Source organism: Streptomyces sp. V2I9, from assembly GCF_030817475.1.
GTDB lineage: Bacteria > Actinomycetota > Actinomycetes > Streptomycetales > Streptomycetaceae > Streptomyces.
Map to the genome: position 1 here is coordinate 4,097,684 of NZ_JAUSZJ010000002.1, position 18,077 is coordinate 4,115,760.

An 18,077-nucleotide genomic window follows, 5' to 3' on the forward strand; every position below is an offset into this window, starting at 1 on the left:
TCCCGCGCCCGAAAGATCGGTTTGCCCGACGCCCCCGCCACAGGGCATGGTCTTGGCTGCATACGTCACGTATTCGGCGTGAACGCATCAGGATCAAGAGGAGAGAGAGCAGTGTTGAACGGGTTCAAGGACTTCATCCTGCGCGGGAACGTCATCTCGATGGCGATCGGTCTCGCCATCGGGGCCGCCTTCACCGCCGTCGTCACGGGGTTCAGCAACGCCTTCATCACCCCGCTGATCGGTCTGGCCACCCGCGGCACCGGAGACTTCAGCAAGGCCACCTTCACCGTCGACGGCGTGAAGTTCCCGTTCGGCCTCTTCGTCAGCGCCGCCATCGCCTTCCTGATCACCGCCGCGGTCCTCTACTTCTGCGTCGTGGTCCCCATGGCCAAGGTGCAGAACCGCTTCGCCAAGGAAGAGGCCCCCGACATCAAGGCCGCCCTCCGCGACTGCCCGCGCTGCTTCAGCGAGATCCCCTCCGTCGCCTCCCGCTGCGGCCACTGCACCAGTGAGGTCGAGCCCGACCCCGAGGCGCTCGCCCTCGCCAAGCTCCCCGCCCAGCAGCACTGACCGCAGGCCGACACCGCACGCCCCGTACCCCCGAGGCGGCACTGCTCCGCCGCACCCTCCCGTCCCCACCCCGACGCCCTCCGCCACCCGTACGGCCCAGCGCCCCTTCGTACGGGGCCGGGGGCCCGATCAGCGCGAACACGCGGCACGGCCCCGCCCTCCGGCCGCACGCACAAGGGAACTAGCTCCTCTCGCCTGGCGTTGACCGGTACAGGAGGCTCCACTGGGGAGTGGAGCACCACCACGCAAAGGGTTCCCCTGCTGCACCACTTGGAGGGCGTACCGTGCACCGCCGGCACAACGGGCTGAAGACCGCCGTACTCCTCGGGGGACTGTCCGCACTCATCATCCTCATCGGCAGTTTCTTCGGCCGTACGGGACTCGTCGTCGCGCTTCTGGTAGCCGTCGGCACCAACGCGTACGCCTACTGGAACAGCGACAAGCTCGCCCTGCGGGCCATGCGCGCCCGCCCCGTGAGCGAGTTCGAAGCGCCGCAGCTCTACCGGATCGTCCGCGAGCTCTCCACCGAGGCCCGCCAGCCGATGCCGCGCCTCTACATCTCCCCGACGCAGGCGCCCAACGCGTTCGCCACCGGCCGCAACCCGCGCAACGCCGCCGTCTGCTGCACCGAGGGCATCCTCCAGATCCTCGACGAACGGGAGCTGCGCGGCGTCCTCGGCCACGAGCTGAGCCATGTCTACAACCGGGACATCCTCATCTCGTCCGTGGCCGGGGCCCTGGCCTCCGTCGTGATGTTCCTGGTCAACTTCGCCTGGCTCATCCCGGTGGGCCGCTCCAACGACGACGAGGGGCCCGGCCTCTTCGGCATGCTCCTGATCATGATCCTGGGGCCGCTCGCCGCCTCCATCATCCAGCTCGCCGTCAGCCGTTCCCGCGAGTACGAGGCCGACGCCTCCGGGGCCCAGCTCACCGGTGACCCGCTGGCCCTCGCCAGCGCCCTGCGCAAGCTCGACGCCGGGACGAAACAGCTCCCGCTGCCCCCCGAGCCGAAGATCGAGACCGCGAGCCACATGATGATCGCGAACCCTTTCCGTCCCGGACCGGGCATGGCGAAGATGTTCTCCACCCATCCGCCGATGGCCGAGCGCATCGCCCGACTAGAACAGATGGCAGGTCACCGTCCATGAAAACCATCCTGAACATCATCTGGCTGATCCTCTGCGGATTCTGGATGTTCCTCGGCTACCTGCTGGCGGGCGTGCTGCTCTGCATCACCATCATCGGCATACCCTTCGGGCTCGCCGCCTTCCGGATCGGCGTCTACGCCCTCTGGCCGTTCGGCCACACCGTCGTCGACCGCCGGGACGCCGGCTCACCCTCCTGCGTGGGCAACGTCCTCTGGCTGATCCTCGCCGGCTGGTGGCTCGCCCTCGGCCACATCACCACCGGCATCGCGCTGTGCATCACGATCATCGGCATCCCCCTGGGCATCGCCAACTTCAAGCTGATCCCCGTCTCCCTCATGCCCTTCGGCAAGGAGATCGTCCCCACCGACCAGCCCTTCGCCACCCGCTAGCCGGACCCGACGGACCCTCACGCCCCGGCTTCGGCAGCCCCCGAGCAACCGAACACCTGCCCGCCGCGTCTTGGAGACCAAGACACAAGCGAGGGGTAGGCGCAACGACATGGGCATCATCAGTTGGATCGTTCTCGGCCTGCTCGCCGGACTCATAGCCAAGATCCTGCTTCCGGGGCGCGACCCGGGAGGCATCATCGGCACCACCCTCATCGGGGTCGCCGGGGCCTTCGTCGGCGGCTGGCTCTCCAGCCGGTTCCTGGACCGGCCCATCAGCAACGACTTCTACGACACCGCGACCTGGATCGCCGCCATCGCCGGCTCCCTGGTCCTGCTGATCGCCTACCGGCTGCTGTTCGGCCACTCCCGCGACCGCCGCTGACGGCGAGCCCGCCGCGGGCCACAGGGCCGGCCGGTGGCACCCGCAGACGTCGAGCGCACACCCGCGCCTGCCGCCCGTGCCGGAGAAGGACGTCAGGCCGCCATCCCGGTCTCCCGCAGCGTCAGGTTCAACCGGCCGGCCCGCAGCCCCGCTGCCGGGTCGGCCGTTCCCGCGTACACCTTCGGCACCCCGTGGAACGCGAACCGCGACGGCCCGCCGAACACGAAGAGATCCCCGGACCCCAGCTCGACATCCGTGTACGGACGGCCGCGCCCCTCCGCGTTCCCGAAGCGGAACACGCACCTTGCCCCGATGCTCAACGACACCACAGGAGCGCCCGACCGCTCCTCCTTGTCCTGGTGCATGCCCATCCGCGCGGTGGCGTCATAGAAGTTGATCAACGCGGTGTCCGGCGCATACGCCCGTGCCGCCTCCTCGTCCCCGTAGGCCTCGGCCACCGCCGCCCGCCCCAGATCACCCAGCCAGTCCGGGAACGGGGCCACACGGGCGCCGTTCACGTCGTCAGCCGTACGCGCGTACCGGTACGGCTGCCAGTGCCACCCCAGGCACACCGTCCGCACCGACATCACCCCACCGCCCGGCAGCATCGTGTGCCGCAACGGGACCGGCCCCCGAGCCCACCGACGGCACGCCGCCACCAGCTCCGCCCGCCGCTCCTGCGCCAGCCACTCCGGCACATGGACGGCCCCCGGCGCGACCACCTGCCGCGGCCGCCGGAACAGCCCGTCGAGGGAAGGGCCGCCAGCTGACCCGCCGCCAAGGGGCGGCGGGCCGCTCGACTCAGGACCGTCGGAGTACGGCTTGTCCGGCGCACGACCGTCGGAGTACGACTTGTCCGGGGGAGGGCCGTCGGGGAACGGCCTGTCGGGCGCACGACCGTCGGGGAACGGCCTGTCCGGGGACGGGCCGTCGGAACGCGGCGGGAGTGGGGGCGTCACGGTTCCGCCCGCCCGCCTTCGATCCCCAGCAGCAGCTTCTTGCGCTCCAGCCCGCCCGCGTATCCCCGCAGCGCCCCGTCCGCCCCGATCACCCGGTGGCACGGCCGCACGACCAGCAGCGGGTTGCGCCCGATCGCCGTTCCCACCGCCCGGACCCCCGCGCCCGAGGCTCCGACCCGCGCGGCGATCTCTCCGTACGACACCGTGCTCCCGTACGGGATCGTCTCCAGCGCCGCCCAGACGCGCCGCTGGAATTCCGTGCCCACGCCCTCGGCCACCGGCACGTCGAACCGCTGCGACCGCCCCGCGAAGTACGCCTCCAACTGCCGGACGACCTCCGCGAACGCCTCGGGGGCGTGGCCCCAGCCGTCCTGGACGACCGCACCGCCCTTCTGGCCGGGCACCGACAAGGAAAGCAGCCGGACCGCACCGGCCACGGCCGTACCCGCCCCGCCCACCGGCGACACACCCACGGCCGCCCCGTCCACGGGGGGACCGCCCTCCGCGGGCCCGTCCACCGCCGTCGCGTCCGGCACCTCACCGACCAGCAGCAACTCGCCCAGCGGGCTCTCCACCCGCGCGTACACCGTCGTCGTCATCGCCTGCTCACTTCCCCGGTCCGTACCGCCCAGTGTGCGCCCGCCCACCGGACCGCTACCGGCGGTATTCGGACATGGCACCCGCGCCTCGGCCCGTAACGCGGCCGGGAACACGAAGAGGCACGCCGTCGAGGTCGGCCTCGGCGGTGTGCCCCTGGGGTGTGTCCGGCGGACACCGGCCGTGCTGCGGATTCCAGCAGCCGGCTGCCGTGCCTACCGGTAGTTCACGAACTGGATCGCGAACTCGAAGTCCTTGCCCTTCAGCAGCGCCTGAACGGCCTGGAGGTCGTCCCGGCTCTTCGAGCTGACCCGCAGCTCATCGCCCTGGACCTGCGCCTTGACACCCTTCGGGCCCTCGTCGCGGATCGTCTTCGCCACCTTCTTGGCGTTCTCCTGGGAGATGCCCTCCTCGATGGAGGCGAAGATCTTGTACTCCTTGCCGGAGAGCTGCGGCTCACCGGCGTCCAGCGACTTCAGCGAGATGCCGCGCTTGACCAGCTTGGACTGGAAGATGTCGAGGATGGCCTTGACGCGCTCCTCGCCGTTCGCCTCCATCAGGATCTTCTCGCCCGACCACGAGATCGAGGCGCCCGTGCCCTTGAAGTCGTAGCGCTGGGAGATCTCCTTGGCGGCCTGGTTGAGGGCGTTGTCGACCTCCTGCCGCTCGACCTTCGAGACGATGTCGAAACTGGAGTCGGCCATGACGTGTGGCTCCTTGCGTCGTATGTGCGGGGGATACGAGCGCAAGCCTAGCCACCGCCACCCCCGGCAGCCGCCGATCAATGAGGTGGCGGAGCACCCCTGACCATCAGGTATCGTTTACGTCGTCGCCAAGGAGATCAGCACGAGATCCGACGCGTCGTTCGAGGCGGTGTGCCCGAGTGGCCAAAGGGAGCAGACTGTAAATCTGCCGGCTCAGCCTACCCAGGTTCGAACCCTGGCGCCGCCACGCGAACGAAGCCCCCGACCAGTCCTTCTGGTCGGGGGCTTCTTCGTTGTCCGGGGGCCCGAGGGGTCGCGGGCGGCCCACCGCCCGCGAAGCGCCCCCGGCTCCGGTCAGTTGCCCGCGACGTCCTTCACGGCCACCGTCACCGGCTTGTTCCCGGAGATCGCCTCCAGGGTGAGGCCCGCCGTGGCCGGGGTGTCCAGCAGCTCCAGCAGCGTGGCCGCCACGTCGTCGCGGGGGATCGGGCCGCGGCCCGTCGAGGCGGCCAGGAGGATCTGGCCGGTGCCCGCGTCGTTCGTCAGCATGCCGGGGCGCAGGATCGTCCAGTCCAGTGCGGTACGGGCGCGTACAGCGGCGTCGGCGGAGCCCTTGGCCCGCAGGTACACGTCGAAGACCTCGTCGCCCGCGTGGTCGGGGTCGGCGCCCATGGAGGAGACGACGAGGAAGCGGCGCACGCCCGCCGCCTCGGCCGCGTCGGCGAACAGCACGGCCGAGCCGCGGTCGACGGTGTCCTTGCGTGCGGTGCCGCTGTTCGGCCCCGCGCCCGCCGCGAAGACGGCCGCGTCCGCGCCGCGCAGCACCTCCGCGACCTGTTCCACAGTGGCCGATTCGAGGTCCAGCACAGCGGGTTCGGCGCCGGCGTCGGTCAGGTCCTGGCTCTGTTGGGGGTTGCGGATGATCCCTACGGCTTCATCCCCGCGGGCGGCGAGCAGCCGCTCCAGCCGCAGTGCGATCTGTCCGTGTCCACCTGCGATGACAATGCGCATACCACCGACCGTACGCCCGAGGGCGGGGCCGTGCTCAGTTCCTCGGCCCGGCGCCGGAGTCCGGCCGGCCCTGGCGCGGCAGTCCGCCCGCCCCCGCGGCGGCGTCGGTGTCGGAGTCGCAGTACTCGCGCACGGCGCTGGTCCGGGCGACGATCCGCCCCCGGTGGACCACGACGCGGCTGTAGCCGAGGGAGAGAGCCGCGGAGAGCCGTTCGCCGCGTACGGCGAGGAGTTCGGCCGGGAAGCCCGCCTCGACGCGCACGGCGGGCAGGCCGAGGGCCTCACGAGCGGTCGTGGAGACCAGGTCGTACGCCTGCTCGGCGCGCAGCCCCGCCTGCGAGGCGAGGAGGTACGCCGCCTCCAGCGGGTCACCCCGGCCCACGGGGTTGGCCGTGTCCCGCAGCGCCCCGCTGCCCGCCGCCACGTGTACGCCGGCCGAGCGCAGCAACCGTACGGGGGTGGTGGTACGGCGCTCCGAGCCGGCACAGCCGCCCTGGGGCAGGCAGACCACGGTGATCCCGGCGGCGGCCAGCCGGTCGGCGACGCGGGTCGCGGCGTCCAGGGGCAGGTGGGCCAGCCCGGCGCAGGGGCCGAGGACGACGCCGGGGCGCAGACCGGCGGCCATGGAGGCGAGCCGGGCCAGCCGGGCGGGGTCGTCGCCGTCGGTGTGCAGGTCCACCGGGCAGCCGTGCTCGGCGGCGATCTCCAGGACGGCCTCGGTGTAGCCCGTGGGATCCGGGTCGAGGTCGGGACAGCCGCCGACGACGGCCGCGCCCATCTTCACCGCGTCCCTGAGCATGGCGAGGCTGTCCGCCCCGGCGATGCCGGTGAGGAGCCGGGGGACCGCGACCGGCAGGACGTCGGCGAGGCCGCGCAGGGCCCGGCGGGCCTGCAGGACGGCTTCGAGCGGGGCGAGCCCCCGGACGTCCCCGACGCGGACGTGGGTGCGCAGGGCGGTGGCCCCGTGGCCGAGCTGGAGGAGGGCGGCCTCGGTGGCGCGGCGCTGGATGTCCTCGGTGCGATGGGAGGCGGGCCCCGCGCTGTCGGGGGCCGCGCTGTCCGCGGTGAGGGCGGTGTCGCTGTGGGCGTGGGCCTCGGCCGGGGCCGGGAGCAGGAGGTAGCCGCGGAGGTCGATGCGGGGGCCGCGCGCGGTGAGGCTGCCCGCGGTGCCGACGGCCTCGATCCGGCTGCCGCTGAGGCGTACGTCGACGGTTCGGCCGTCGACGAGCCGGGCGCCGCCGAGGACCAGGGCGGGGGATTCGGCGGGGGTGGCCGCGTCGGCGCTGTCGGGCACGTTGTCGTCGGGCCGCCGTGGCTGGCTGTCAGGCATCGCGCTCCTGGGGAGGGGACAGATCACACGGAGTGACCACACCCTAGGCGGGCGCGGGGACGGCTTCCGGGAGGAGCGGAATAGTCGTACCGGTGCGCCCGTTCCGGCCGCCGGCCGGGCCCGTTCCGCAGGCGCGTTCGACCTGGATCAAGCCCTGATCAGGGGGTGTGGACGCTCCCGGACGGAGGGTCGGATCGTGGGCGACAAACGGATTTGGGCAACCGGCCCGAGACCGTGTAATGTCTTCATCGCTCGCCCCAATAGCTCAGTCGGTAGAGCGTCTCCATGGTAAGGAGAAGGTCTGCGGTTCGATTCCGCATTGGGGCTCTGGTGATCGGGAAACCCCGCTTCGGCGGGGGGACTCAGTCATCAAAGCGGTGTAGCTCAGTCGGTAGAGCAAGCGGCTCATAATCGCTGTGTCACCGGTTCAAGTCCGGTCACCGCTACTAACGGTAGCCGATGGTTGGGTCGGTCCTTCGATCGGCTACCCTTTTATGCGTTCATCCGTTCATCGTCCGTCCAAGGAGCACTCACGTGGCTGCCACCGACGTCCGCCCGAAGATCACGCTGGCCTGCGTGGAGTGCAAGGAGCGGAACTACATCACCAAGAAGAACCGGCGTAACAACCCGGACCGTCTTGAGATGAAGAAGCACTGCCCGCGCTGCAACTCGCACACCGCGCACCGCGAAACGCGCTGAATCAGGCTCGTACACGAGGCCGTCCCCACTGGGGGCGGCCTCGTGTCGTTGTATGGGGCCGCCCCCGCACGGGGAGCGCCCGTATTCGTCTTTCACCAGGTTCCATCAGGAGGTAGCGAGCTCATGGCGCTCGACCAGTCCTTCGTGGGGCGGACCTATCCGCCCACTCCGGCGTACGAGGTCGGCCGGGAGAAGATCCGCGAGTTCGCCGAGGCGGTGGGCGACGCCAATCCGGCGTACGTCGACGCGGAGGCCGCCCGCGCGCTCGGGTACGCCGATGTGATCGCGCCGCCCACGTTCGTGTTCTCGATCACGTACCGGGCCGCCGGAGCCGTGGTGCAGGACCCGCAGCTGGGCCTGGACTACAGCCGGGTGGTCCACGGGGACCAGAAGTTCTCCTACGTGCGTCCGGTGCGGGCGGGGGACCGGCTGACGGTCACCTCGACGATCGAGGGCATCAAGTCGCTCGCGGGCAACGACGTCCTCGACATCCGCGGGGATGTGTACGACGAGGCCGGTGAGCTGGTGGTCACGGCGCTCACGAAGCTGGTGGCGCGCGCCGCCGAGGAGGCGTGATGACGGCGAAGATCTCGTACGGGTCGGTCGAGGTCGGCACGGAGCTGCCGGCGCAGTCGTTCCCGGTGACACGGGCCACGCTCGTGCAGTACGCGGGCGCCTCGGGCGACTTCAACCCCATCCACTGGAACGAGAAGTTCGCCCGCGAGGTCGGGCTGCCGGACGTGATCGCGCACGGCATGTTCACGATGGCCGAGGCGGTCCGGGTGGTCACGGACTGGGCGGGCGATCCGGGTGCGGTCGTCGACTACGGGGTGCGCTTCACCAAGCCGGTCGTCGTGCCCAACGACGACAAGGGCACGACGATCGAGGTCAGCGGCAAGGTCGCGGCGAAGCTGGACGACAACCTGGTCCGGGTGGACCTGGTCGCCATGTGCGACGGCAAGAAGGTGCTGGGGATGTCCCGCGCCGTGGTCCGGCTCGCCTGAGGCGTACCGGCGCGCAGACAGGGACGAGGGGCGCTCCTCCCGCGGATTCGTTCGCGGAGGGGCGCCCCTCCCGTGTGTGCGTCCGGTCCGGGTCCTGGTGTTCATTCGGCGGCAGCAGGAGGAGCAGGAGCGGCGGGAACCGGAGGAGCGGAAGCCGCGGGTGGTGGCCGGCTGAGCCCCCGGACCCCGCCGTACGGTCCGTGGCCCCGCACGAGCGGCGGGGGCGCGGACCGTACTCTTGTCCCCGTGCAGGAACTCCACGACGCCCCCCTCGCCCCCCTGACCACCTTCCGGCTCGGCGGCCCCGCCACCCGGCTGCTGACCGCCACGACCGACGCCGAGGTGATCGCCGCCGTGCGCGAGGCCGACGCGAGCGGCACCCCGCTGCTGGTGATCGGCGGCGGCTCCAACCTGGTCATCGGGGACAAGGGCTTCGACGGCACCGCGCTGCGCATCGCCACCAAGGGCTTCGACCTCGCGGGCACGTCCCTGGAGCTGGCGGCCGGCGAGGTGTGGACCGACGCCGTCGCCCGGACCGTCGAGGCGGGCCTCGCGGGCATCGAGTGCCTGGCCGGCATCCCCGGCTCGGCGGGCGCGACCCCCATCCAGAACGTCGGCGCGTACGGGCAGGAGGTGTCCTCCACCATCACGGAGGTCGTCGCCTACGACCGGCGCACCCGGGAGACCGTGACGATCCCCAACGCGGAGTGCGCGTTCTCGTACCGTCACAGTCGCTTCAAGGCCGAACCCGACCGCTTCGTGGTGCTGCGTGTCCGATTCGAGCTGGAAGAGGCGAACGGGCTCTCCGCGCCTCTCAAGTACCCCGAAACGGCCAGGGCTATGGGCGTCGAGCAGGGCGAGCGCGTTCCCGCGTCGGCGGCCAGGGAAACCGTGCTGAAGCTCCGTGCGGGCAAGGGCATGGTGCTGGACCCGGAGGACCACGACACCTGGTCCGCGGGGTCCTTCTTCACCAACCCGATCCTCGAACCGGCCGCCTTCCAGGACTTCCTCGGACGGGTCCGCGACCACCTCGGCCCTGAGGTGACGCCGCCGGCGTTCCCCGCCGAGGGCGGCCGTACGAAGACCTCGGCGGCCTGGCTGATCGACCGGGCCGGATTCACCAAGGGGTACGGCGACGGCCCCGCCCGGATCTCCACCAAGCACACCCTCGCCCTCACCAACCGGGGCGCGGCCACCACCGAGGACCTGCTCGCCCTGGCCCGCGAGGTCGTCGCCGGGGTGCACGCGGCCTTCGGCGTCACGCTGGTCAACGAGCCGGTGACGGTCGGCGTCAGCCTCTAGGGCCCGGTCCGCCGTCCGGGGCCAGGGCCCCGCGCGCACCCGTCGGACGCAGGGCGCGCGGACGTCCGTGGTCAGTACGCGATGCCCACGCCCTGCCTCACCGTCGCCGGATCGTCGGCCATCGCCAGCATGGCGTGGGCCGCGTCGGCGCGGGAGATGGACCGGCTGCTGCGCGGCGTGCCCCCCACCACCCGCCGGTAGACACCCGTACGCGGCCCGTCGGTCAGCTTCGGCGGGCGCACCGCGGTCCAGTCCGTCGCGCCGGCGGCCAGCATCGCTTCCATCCGGGCGAGATCGGCGTACAGGTCCGCCAGGACCGCCCCGATCGCCCTGCGCGCCAACCGGTCGATCAGCGGATCGTCCGCCGGCTCCGGCCCGACCGGCACCGCGCTGACCACCAGCAGCCGCCGTACGCCCTCGGCCTCCATCGCCGACACGATGCGCCCGGTCAGCCGTTCGGCGACGCCGTCCGCCTTCCGGCCGCGCGCGCCCAGCCCCGAGAACACGGCGTCCCGCCCCGCCACCGCCGCACGGACGGCCGCGGTGTCGTCCAGCCGGACGACACCGTGCAGCGCGCCGCGGTCCAGCTCCTTCGGGAGCCGGTCCGGGTCGCGGACCACGGCCGTCACCTCGCTCCCCGCCGCGAGCGCCTGCCCCACGATCTGCCGCCCGATACCGCCGGTCGCCCCGAACACGGTGATCCTCATCGCACGCCCCTCAGGTGAGTAAGTATTCACTCACCCCTAGAATGAGTGGCCCCGGTCCGGCCGTCAAGAAGTCCGGGTCACGGCCTGTTGGAGCGCGCATGGACCAGAAGCCCGCCCGCGTCCGGATCCTCGACGCGGCGCACGAGCTGATGCTCTCCATCGGCCTCGCCCGGACCACCACCAAGGAGATCGCCCGCGCGGCCGGCTGTTCGGAGGCGGCGCTCTACAAACACTTCTCCGGCAAGGAGGAGCTGTTCGTCGCCGTGCTCGCGGAGCGGCTGCCCCGTCTCATCGGCCTCCTGGGCGAACTGACCGCGGGCGAGGGCAGCGTCGAGGGCAACATCACCGAGATCGCCCGGCGGGCCGCCCTCTTCTACGAGCAGACCTTCCCCATGGCCGCCTCCCTGTATGCCGAGCCCCAGCTCAAGCGCCGCCACGAGCAGAGCGTGGGAGGGCTGGAGGCCGGGCCCCACCTGCCGATCCAGCAGCTCGACGCCTATCTGCGCGCCGAGCAGCGCGCGGGCCGCCTCCGGGCCGGCGCGGACACCTATGCCGCCGCCTCCCTGCTGCTGGGAGCCTGCGCACAGCGGGCCTTCGCCTACGCCGCGCTCCCCGGCGGCGAACCGCCGCAGTCCCTGGACGACTTCGCCGCCTCCCTCGCGGCCACGCTGCTGGGCGGGATCGGCCCGCGGCCGTCCGGGGTCAGCTAGCCAGCCAGTCGTCGATCCCGGACAGCATCTTCTCCCGTACGTCCACGGGCGCGGCCGAGCCGCGCACCGACTGGCGGGCCAGCTCGGCCAGCTCCTCGTCGGTGAAGCCGTGGTGGCGGCGGGCCAGGTCGTACTGGGCGGCCAGCCGCGAACCGAACAGGAGCGGGTCGTCCGCCCCCAGCGCCATCGGCACCCCCGCGTCGAACAGCGTGCGCAGCGGGACGTCGGCGGGCTTCTCGTAGACGCCGAGCGCCACGTTGGACGACGGGCAGACCTCGCAGGTGACCCCCGACTCGGCGAGCCTGCGCAGCAGCCGGGGGTCCTCGGCGGCCCGGACGCCGTGGCCGATGCGGGACGCGTCCAGGTCGTCGAGGCAGTCGCGCACGCTGGAGGGGCCCGACAGCTCACCGCCGTGCGGGGCCGCCAGCAGACCGCCCTCGCGGGCGATGGCGAAGGCCCGGTCGAAGTCGCGCGCCATGCCGCGCCGTTCGTCGTTGGAGAGGCCGAAGCCGACGACGCCCCGGTCCGCGTACCGCACGGCGAGCCGGGCCAGGGTGCGGGCGTCCAGCGGGTGCTTCATCCGGTTCGCGGCGATCACCACGCGCATGTCCAGACCGGTGTCGCGGGAGGCGCTGTCCACCGCGTCGAGGATGATCTCGATGGCCGGGATCAGCCCTCCGAGCAGCGGCGCGTACGAGGTGGGGTCGACCTGGATCTCCAGCCAGCCGGAGCCGTCCGCGACGTCCTCCCGGGCGCTCTCGCGCACCAGGCGCTGAATGTCCTCGGGGGACCGCAGGCAGGACCGGGCGATGTCGTAGAGGCGCTGGAAACGGAACCAGCCGCGCTCGTCGGTCGCCCGCAGTTTCGGCGGCTCGCCTCCGGTCAGGGCGTCGGGGAGGTGGACCCCGTACTTGTCGGCGAGTTCGAGCAGGGTGGTGGGCCGCATCGACCCGGTGAAGTGCAGGTGCAGGTGGGCCTTGGGCAACAGACGTACATCACGCTCCATCGGAAGATCCTGCCGCACGGGTGGCCCGGAGCGGTAGCCGCTTTCCCCTCCAGGGGGTGGCTCGAACAAAAAAAGCGCCCCCGGCCGGTGGAGGTCTCCGGCGGCCGGGGGCGCTTCTGGTACGCGGTGTGCGGGACGGTCAGTCCTTGGCCTCGCCCAGCAGCTTCTGGATCCGCGAGACGCCCTCGATCAGGTCGTCGTCGCCCAGCGCGTAGGAAAGGCGCAGGTAGCCGGGCGTGCCGAACGCCTCACCGGGGACGACGGCGACCTCGGCCTCGTCCAGGATCAGCGCGGCCAGCTCGACCGTGGTGGCCGGCCGCTTGCCGCGGATCTCCTTGCCGAGCAGCTCCTTCACCGCCGGGTAGGCGTAGAACGCGCCCTCGGGCTCCGGGCAGAACACACCGTCGATCTCGTTGAGCATCCGCACGATGAGCCCGCGGCGGCGGTCGAAGGCGGTACGCATCTCGGCGACGGCGTCCAGCGAGCCGGAGACGGCCGCGAGCGCGGCGGCCTGGGCCACGTTGGAGACGTTCGAGGTGGCGTGCGACTGGAGGTTGGTCGCGGCCTTGACGACGTCCTTGGGGCCGATGATCCAGCCCACCCGCCAGCCCGTCATCGCGTACGTCTTGGCGACGCCGTTGACGACGACGCACTTGTCGCGCAGCTCGGGGACGATCGCCGGGAGCGAGGTGAAGGTCGCGTCGCCGTAGACGAGGTGCTCGTAGATCTCGTCGGTCATGACCCACAGCCCGTGCTCGACGGCCCAGCGACCGATCGCCTCGGCGTCGGCCTCGCTGTAGACGGCGCCGGTCGGGTTGGACGGCGAGACGAACAGGACGACCTTGGTCTTCTCGGTGCGCGCCGCCTCCAGCTGCTCGACGGAGACCCGGTAGCCGGTGGTCTCGTCGGCGACGACCTCCACCGGGACACCGCCGGCGAGGCGGATCGACTCGGGGTAGGTGGTCCAGTACGGGGCGGGGACGATGACCTCGTCGCCCGGGTCGAGGATCGCGGCGAACGCCTCGTAGATGGCCTGCTTGCCGCCGTTGGTCACCAGGATCTGACTGGGGTCGACCTCGTAGCCGGAGTCGCGCAGCGTCTTCTCGGCGATGGCGGCCTTGAGCTCGGGGAGCCCGCCGGCCGGGGTGTAGCGGTGGTACTTCGGGTTGCGGCACGCCTCGACCGCGGCCTCGACGATGTAGTCGGGAGTCGGGAAGTCGGGCTCGCCGGCCCCGAAGCCGATCACCGGACGCCCGGCGGCCTTGAGGGCCTTGGCCTTGGCGTCGACGGCGAGGGTCGCGGACTCGGAGATCGCACCGATGCGGGCCGAAACCCGGCGCTCGGACGGTGAAGTTGCAGCGCTCATGCGCCCCATGCTCCCAGACCGTGAAAGCCGTGGGCACAGGGGTTTCAGGGACCGGACAGGACTCGGACAGCATCCGGACAGGACCGGTCGGGAATGATCTGTTCGACGCGGCGGCCCCGAGCACGTACACTCACCTGTCGTTGGCCTTCACCAGCCACACCGTCCCGCTCCCGGTCACCGGGAAAGATGCGGTAGGTTGGTGGAAACCACCAAAGGGTCGTAGCTCAATTGGTAGAGCACTGGTCTCCAAAACCAGCGGTTGGGGGTTCAAGTCCCTCCGGCCCTGCTACACACTCCTTCGCCAGGATGTGTGCGCATGTACGTACTTCATTGCACAGCCGTGCGGCTCCACCGGGCGCGGCACGGCCACGACCCGGAATCAGGTGAGTAGCGTGACGGACGCCGTGGGCTCCATCGACATGCCTGATGCCGATGATGAGGCTCCCGAGTCGAAGAAGAAGACCCGGAAGGGCGGCAAGCGCGGAAAGAAGGGCCCTCTGGGCCGACTCGCGCTGTTCTACCGCCAGATCGTCGCCGAACTCCGTAAGGTCGTCTGGCCGACGCGTAGCCAGCTCACGACGTACACGTCCGTGGTGATCGTGTTCGTCGTCGTCATGATCGGTCTTGTTACCGTTCTCGACACGGGCTTCGCCCGGGTCATCAAGTACGTCTTCGGCTGATCACGCGGAGGGCGTCGCACCCGGCGTCCCTTTCGCATGTTCCACCCTTTGTATCCAGGAAGAAGCAGCCATCGTGTCTGACCCGAACCTGAACGACGCCGTCGAGCCCGAGGCTGGCGCCTTCGAGTCCGCCAAGGACGAGCTCGACATCGTTGAGGCTGCTGACTCCGTGGACCCGGACCAGGCCGAGGCCGCCGACCTCGCCGCCGGTGAGCCCGCCGAGGAGGCCGCGGTCACCGTCGAGACGGAGGAGTCCGACGAGGACGCCGCCGTCGAGGCCGCCGAGGACGAGATCGTCGCCGATGAGGCCGAGGACGAGATCGCCGAGGCCGCCGCCGAGGAGGCCGAGCAGGTCGACCCCGTCACCGCCCTGCGCGAGGAGCTGCGCACCCTCCCCGGCGAGTGGTACGTCATCCACACGTACGCCGGTTACGAGAAGCGTGTGAAGGCCAACCTGGAGCAGCGCGCCGTCTCGCTGAACGTGGAGGAGTTCATCTATCAGGCCGAGGTGCCTGAAGAGGAAATCGTCCAGATCAAGAACGGCGAGCGCAAGAACGTCCGGCAGAACAAGCTCCCCGGCTACGTGCTGGTGCGCATGGACCTGACGAACGAGTCCTGGGGCGTCGTGCGGAACACGCCGGGCGTCACCGGCTTCGTGGGCAACGCCTACGACCCGTACCCGCTGACCCTGGACGAGATCGTCAAGATGCTCGCCCCGGAGGCCGAGGAGAAGGCCGCCCGCGAGGCCGCCGAGGCCGAGGGCAAGCCGGCTCCGGCCCGCAAGGTCGAGGTCCAGGTGCTGGACTTCGAGGTCGGCGACTCGGTCACCGTCACGGACGGCCCGTTCGCCACGCTGCAGGCCACGATCAACGAGATCAACGCCGACTCGAAGAAGGTCAAGGGCCTCGTCGAGATCTTCGGCCGCGAGACCCCGGTCGAGCTCAGCTTCGACCAGATCCAGAAGAACTAGCGCTTCCCGCCGGTATCTGGACACATGCCTACCCAGCAGGTCAGAGGGGCTTCGCGGCCGCTCTGACCTGCTGGGTTTTTGGTCGCACAGCTATACCCGTTATCGTTGTGCGGTATGCCTCCATCCGGATGACCGGAATGGCGGCGAAACACTCTCACTAGGACCCGGAGAGAGCAATGCCTCCCAAGAAGAAGAAGGTCACGGGGCTTATCAAGCTCCAGATCAACGCCGGTGCGGCGAACCCGGCCCCGCCGGTCGGCCCCGCGCTCGGTCAGCACGGCGTCAACATCATGGAGTTCTGCAAGGCCTACAACGCCGCGACCGAGTCGCAGCGTGGCATGGTCGTGCCGGTGGAGATCACGGTCTACGAGGACCGCTCCTTCACCTTCGTCACGAAGACTCCGCCGGCCGCCAAGCTGATCCTCAAGGCCGCGGGTGTGGACAAGGGCTCCGGCGAGCCGCACAAGACCAAGGTCGCCAAGCTGACGGCCGACCAGGTCCGCGAGATCGCCACGACGAAGCTCCCCGACCTGAACGCCAATGACCTCGACGCCGCGTCGAAGATCATTGCCGGCACCGCCCGTTCCATGGGCATCACGGTCGAAGGCTGATTCAGCCCCGTAGCCCCCAGTGGTAGGACCAAGCGCTGGTCCGCACCACGACTCCACACTCTGACACCTCAGGAGTAGAAGTGAAGCGCAGCAAGAACCTCCGCGCTGCGGACGCCAAGATCGACCGGGAGCGCCTGTACGCCCCGCTCGAGGCCGTCCGTATCGCCAAGGACACCGCCACCACGAAGTTCGACGGCACCGTCGAGGTCGCCTTCCGCCTGGGCGTCGACCCGCGCAAGGCCGACCAGATGGTCCGCGGCACCGTGAACCTCCCGCACGGCACCGGCAAGACCGCCCGGGTCCTGGTCTTCGCGACCGGTGACCGTGCTGCGGCCGCGGAAGCCGCCGGAGCCGACATCGTCGGCTCCGACGAGCTCATCGACGAGGTGGCCAAGGGCCGTCTGGACTTCGACGCCGTCGTCGCCACCCCGGACCTCATGGGCAAGGTCGGCCGCCTCGGCCGCGTGCTCGGTCCGCGTGGTCTGATGCCGAACCCGAAGACCGGCACCGTCACCCCCGATGTCGCCAAGGCTGTCACCGACATCAAGGGCGGAAAGATCGAGTTCCGCGTCGACAAGCACTCGAACCTGCACTTCATCATCGGCAAGGTCTCGTTCGACGAGACCAAGCTGGTGGAGAACTACGCAGCGGCGCTGGAGGAAGTCCTCCGTCTGAAGCCGTCCGCCGCCAAGGGCCGCTATATCAAGAAGGCCGCTCTGACGACCACGATGGGCCCCGGCATCCCGCTGGACGCCAACCGCACCCGCAACCTCCTCGTCGAGGAGGACCCGGCCGCCGTCTGAGCCACCGTGCTCACCCGGTAGCCGCGTCGTACGCGTGCTCTGTGTGAACGGGCCCCGCAACCTTTCGAGGTGCGGGGCCCGTCCTCGTATCCGGACGGCTCCGGAGGACGGTTTCCGCGCGGCTCCGGAGGACACCCTCTGCCTGTCAGTGCCCTGTGCCACTGTGGTGCGGGGGACGAAGCCGATACGAGGGGTGGACGGACAGCATGAGGACGAGCACGGCACGACGGATGGGCACGGCTCTGGCCGTCGCGGCGGCGCTGACGTCGATGACCGCCTGCAGCGGCTCGGAGGGCTCCGACGGACCCGGCAAGGGCGAGGCGGGCTCCGCGGTGGGCAAGGCGAGCCCCGTGGCCGCGCTGAAGCAGGTGCGGCAGAAGACCGGCAGCGCCCATTCCGCGAAGGTCGAGGGCACCGTCGAGATGGGCAGCACCGTCTCGATGAAGCAGTCCGGAGCCGTCGACTGGGCCGACGGCCTCTCCGGTGAGATGACCATCACGTATACCGGCGGCGCCATGGGCGAGGCGCTCAAGAAGGCCGGCGGCGACGGTTCGGTGCAGGCGCGCTACTTCAAGGACGAGTACTACGCCAACATGGGCGCCGGCATGGCGGCCAGGACCGGCGGCAAGAGCTGGATCCAGTACTCCTACAAGGACCTCGCCGAGCTGGGCGGGGCCTCCGGGGACGTCATGCAGGACCAGATCCGCACCAGCACCCCCGAGCAGGGCGTGAAGGCGCTCCTGGCCTCCGGCGAGGTGAAGAAGGTCGGTCAGGAGGACGTCCGCGGGGTCTCCGCGACGCACTACTCCGGCACGGTCGACGTGGCCGAGCTGAACGCGAAGAACAGCGACCTGGACGAGAAGCAGCTCGCCGAGTTCAAGGAGCAGCTCGCGCTGGCCGGGGTGACCACCCAGACCGTCGACATCTGGGTCGACGAGAGCGACCTGCTGGTGAAGAAGAGCGAGCGCGGTGAGATGAAGACCGGCACGTTCAACTCGACGCTCTTCTACAGCGACTACGGCACCGAGGTCTCCGTCGACAAGCCGGCGGCGTCGGACACTGTGGACTTCACGGAGCTGCTGAAGCAGGGCTCTACCCCCGGCGCCGCCTCCTGACACCTCCCGCGAGG

At 70.6% G+C, this 18,077-nt stretch carries 22 protein-coding genes and 4 tRNA genes; 18 read left to right on the forward strand and 8 right to left on the reverse strand.

Annotated elements, in window-relative coordinates:
* Positions 1 to 111 precede the first annotated feature (111 nt).
* From mscL to QFZ71_RS18175, 4 genes are all read left to right on the forward strand, one after another.
* Positions 112 to 570 carry a large conductance mechanosensitive channel protein MscL gene (mscL, locus tag QFZ71_RS18160; protein WP_307669254.1) on the forward strand — a complete coding sequence of 153 codons (459 nt, stop codon included), beginning with the start codon at positions 112 to 114 and terminating at the stop codon, positions 568 to 570.
* Between the two features lie 284 nt (positions 571 to 854).
* Positions 855 to 1,718 carry a zinc metalloprotease HtpX gene (gene htpX / locus QFZ71_RS18165; protein WP_307669255.1) on the forward strand — a complete coding sequence of 288 codons (864 nt, stop codon included), beginning with the start codon at positions 855 to 857 and terminating at the stop codon, positions 1,716 to 1,718.
* On the forward strand, positions 1,715 to 2,107 hold the full coding sequence (locus tag QFZ71_RS18170; protein WP_307669256.1) for a YccF domain-containing protein: 393 nt from the start codon (positions 1,715 to 1,717) through the stop codon (positions 2,105 to 2,107). The genes htpX and QFZ71_RS18170 overlap by 4 nt, the downstream gene beginning before the upstream one ends.
* 109 nt (positions 2,108 to 2,216) lie before the next feature.
* Positions 2,217 to 2,489, forward strand: a complete 273-nt coding sequence (locus QFZ71_RS18175) for a GlsB/YeaQ/YmgE family stress response membrane protein (RefSeq protein WP_307669257.1) — start codon at positions 2,217 to 2,219, stop codon at positions 2,487 to 2,489.
* Positions 2,490 to 2,581: 92 nt separating this feature from the next.
* On the opposite strand, the gene QFZ71_RS18180 is transcribed toward QFZ71_RS18175, so the two are convergent.
* From QFZ71_RS18180 to QFZ71_RS18190, 3 genes are all read right to left on the reverse strand, one after another.
* Positions 2,582 to 3,211: an alpha-ketoglutarate-dependent dioxygenase AlkB gene (locus QFZ71_RS18180; protein ID WP_307669258.1), complete on the reverse strand. Its 630-nt coding sequence runs from the start codon at positions 3,209 to 3,211 to the stop codon at positions 2,582 to 2,584.
* 233 nt (positions 3,212 to 3,444) lie between these two features.
* A complete protein-coding gene (locus tag QFZ71_RS18185) occupies positions 3,445 to 4,047 on the reverse strand; it encodes a methylated-DNA--[protein]-cysteine S-methyltransferase (RefSeq protein WP_307669259.1) in 603 nt (200 codons plus the stop codon).
* A gap of 213 nt (positions 4,048 to 4,260) precedes the next feature.
* The gene (locus QFZ71_RS18190; RefSeq protein WP_307669260.1) at positions 4,261 to 4,749 is read right to left on the reverse strand and encodes a YajQ family cyclic di-GMP-binding protein; all 489 of its coding nucleotides are present in this window, start codon (positions 4,747 to 4,749) and stop codon (positions 4,261 to 4,263) included.
* A gap of 165 nt (positions 4,750 to 4,914) precedes the next feature.
* On the opposite strand from QFZ71_RS18190, the gene QFZ71_RS18195 reads away from it, so the two are divergent.
* Positions 4,915 to 4,996 (forward strand) — tRNA-Tyr (locus QFZ71_RS18195).
* 107 nt (positions 4,997 to 5,103) lie between these two features.
* On the opposite strand, the gene QFZ71_RS18200 is transcribed toward QFZ71_RS18195, so the two are convergent.
* Positions 5,104 to 5,760: an SDR family oxidoreductase gene (locus QFZ71_RS18200; protein ID WP_307669261.1), complete on the reverse strand. Its 657-nt coding sequence runs from the start codon at positions 5,758 to 5,760 to the stop codon at positions 5,104 to 5,106.
* Positions 5,761 to 5,794: 34 nt separating this feature from the next.
* Positions 5,795 to 7,090 (reverse strand): amidohydrolase family protein, encoded by a 1,296-nt coding sequence (locus QFZ71_RS18205; RefSeq protein ID WP_307669262.1) that lies wholly within the window; start codon positions 7,088 to 7,090, stop codon positions 5,795 to 5,797.
* 254 nt (positions 7,091 to 7,344) lie between these two features.
* On the opposite strand from QFZ71_RS18205, the gene QFZ71_RS18210 reads away from it, so the two are divergent.
* The 6 genes from QFZ71_RS18210 (at position 7,345) to QFZ71_RS18235 (ending at position 10,095) form a co-directional block, all read left to right on the forward strand.
* Positions 7,345 to 7,417, forward strand: a tRNA-Thr gene (locus QFZ71_RS18210).
* A 46-nt stretch (positions 7,418 to 7,463) separates the two neighbouring features.
* A tRNA-Met gene (locus QFZ71_RS18215) sits at positions 7,464 to 7,536 on the forward strand.
* Positions 7,537 to 7,624: 88 nt separating this feature from the next.
* On the forward strand, positions 7,625 to 7,789 hold the full coding sequence (rpmG, locus tag QFZ71_RS18220) for a 50S ribosomal protein L33 (protein WP_003956487.1): 165 nt from the start codon (positions 7,625 to 7,627) through the stop codon (positions 7,787 to 7,789).
* 123 nt (positions 7,790 to 7,912) lie between these two features.
* Positions 7,913 to 8,365 (forward strand): MaoC family dehydratase N-terminal domain-containing protein, encoded by a 453-nt coding sequence (locus QFZ71_RS18225; protein ID WP_307669263.1) that lies wholly within the window; start codon positions 7,913 to 7,915, stop codon positions 8,363 to 8,365.
* On the forward strand, positions 8,365 to 8,793 hold the full coding sequence (locus tag QFZ71_RS18230) for a MaoC family dehydratase (protein WP_307669264.1): 429 nt from the start codon (positions 8,365 to 8,367) through the stop codon (positions 8,791 to 8,793). The genes QFZ71_RS18225 and QFZ71_RS18230 overlap by 1 nt, the downstream gene beginning before the upstream one ends.
* A 246-nt stretch (positions 8,794 to 9,039) precedes the next feature.
* Positions 9,040 to 10,095 (forward strand): UDP-N-acetylmuramate dehydrogenase, encoded by a 1,056-nt coding sequence (locus tag QFZ71_RS18235; RefSeq protein ID WP_307669265.1) that lies wholly within the window; start codon positions 9,040 to 9,042, stop codon positions 10,093 to 10,095.
* A 71-nt stretch (positions 10,096 to 10,166) separates the two neighbouring features.
* Here the strand turns inward: QFZ71_RS18235 and QFZ71_RS18240 are convergent, their stop codons facing one another.
* A complete protein-coding gene (locus QFZ71_RS18240; RefSeq protein WP_307669266.1) occupies positions 10,167 to 10,802 on the reverse strand; it encodes an NAD(P)-dependent oxidoreductase in 636 nt (211 codons plus the stop codon).
* Between the two features lie 98 nt (positions 10,803 to 10,900).
* On the opposite strand from QFZ71_RS18240, the gene QFZ71_RS18245 reads away from it, so the two are divergent.
* Positions 10,901 to 11,512 (forward strand): TetR/AcrR family transcriptional regulator, encoded by a 612-nt coding sequence (locus QFZ71_RS18245; protein WP_307669267.1) that lies wholly within the window; start codon positions 10,901 to 10,903, stop codon positions 11,510 to 11,512.
* Here the strand turns inward: QFZ71_RS18245 and QFZ71_RS18250 are convergent.
* Both QFZ71_RS18250 and QFZ71_RS18255 read right to left on the reverse strand, forming a co-directional pair.
* The gene (locus QFZ71_RS18250) at positions 11,505 to 12,518 is read right to left on the reverse strand and encodes an adenosine deaminase (protein ID WP_307669268.1); all 1,014 of its coding nucleotides are present in this window, start codon (positions 12,516 to 12,518) and stop codon (positions 11,505 to 11,507) included. The genes QFZ71_RS18245 and QFZ71_RS18250 overlap by 8 nt on opposite strands.
* Positions 12,519 to 12,657: 139 nt before the next feature.
* Positions 12,658 to 13,884: a pyridoxal phosphate-dependent aminotransferase gene (locus QFZ71_RS18255; RefSeq protein WP_307669269.1), complete on the reverse strand. Its 1,227-nt coding sequence runs from the start codon at positions 13,882 to 13,884 to the stop codon at positions 12,658 to 12,660.
* 213 nt (positions 13,885 to 14,097) lie between these two features.
* On the opposite strand from QFZ71_RS18255, the gene QFZ71_RS18260 reads away from it, so the two are divergent.
* From QFZ71_RS18260 to QFZ71_RS18285, 6 genes are all read left to right on the forward strand, one after another.
* Positions 14,098 to 14,170: transfer RNA gene (locus QFZ71_RS18260), tRNA-Trp, on the forward strand.
* Positions 14,171 to 14,276: 106 nt separating this feature from the next.
* Positions 14,277 to 14,564 carry a preprotein translocase subunit SecE gene (gene secE / locus QFZ71_RS18265; protein WP_307669270.1) on the forward strand — a complete coding sequence of 96 codons (288 nt, stop codon included), beginning with the start codon at positions 14,277 to 14,279 and terminating at the stop codon, positions 14,562 to 14,564.
* Positions 14,565 to 14,637: 73 nt separating this feature from the next.
* Positions 14,638 to 15,534, forward strand: coding sequence for a transcription termination/antitermination protein NusG (gene nusG, locus QFZ71_RS18270; RefSeq protein ID WP_307669271.1), 897 nt, complete (start codon positions 14,638 to 14,640; stop codon positions 15,532 to 15,534).
* 176 nt (positions 15,535 to 15,710) lie between these two features.
* Positions 15,711 to 16,145: a 50S ribosomal protein L11 gene (gene rplK, locus QFZ71_RS18275; protein WP_014154605.1), complete on the forward strand. Its 435-nt coding sequence runs from the start codon at positions 15,711 to 15,713 to the stop codon at positions 16,143 to 16,145.
* Positions 16,146 to 16,225: 80 nt separating this feature from the next.
* Positions 16,226 to 16,948 (forward strand): 50S ribosomal protein L1, encoded by a 723-nt coding sequence (rplA, locus tag QFZ71_RS18280; RefSeq protein WP_307669272.1) that lies wholly within the window; start codon positions 16,226 to 16,228, stop codon positions 16,946 to 16,948.
* A gap of 206 nt (positions 16,949 to 17,154) precedes the next feature.
* A complete protein-coding gene (locus QFZ71_RS18285) occupies positions 17,155 to 18,063 on the forward strand; it encodes a hypothetical protein (protein ID WP_307669273.1) in 909 nt (302 codons plus the stop codon).
* Positions 18,064 to 18,077 lie beyond the last annotated feature (14 nt).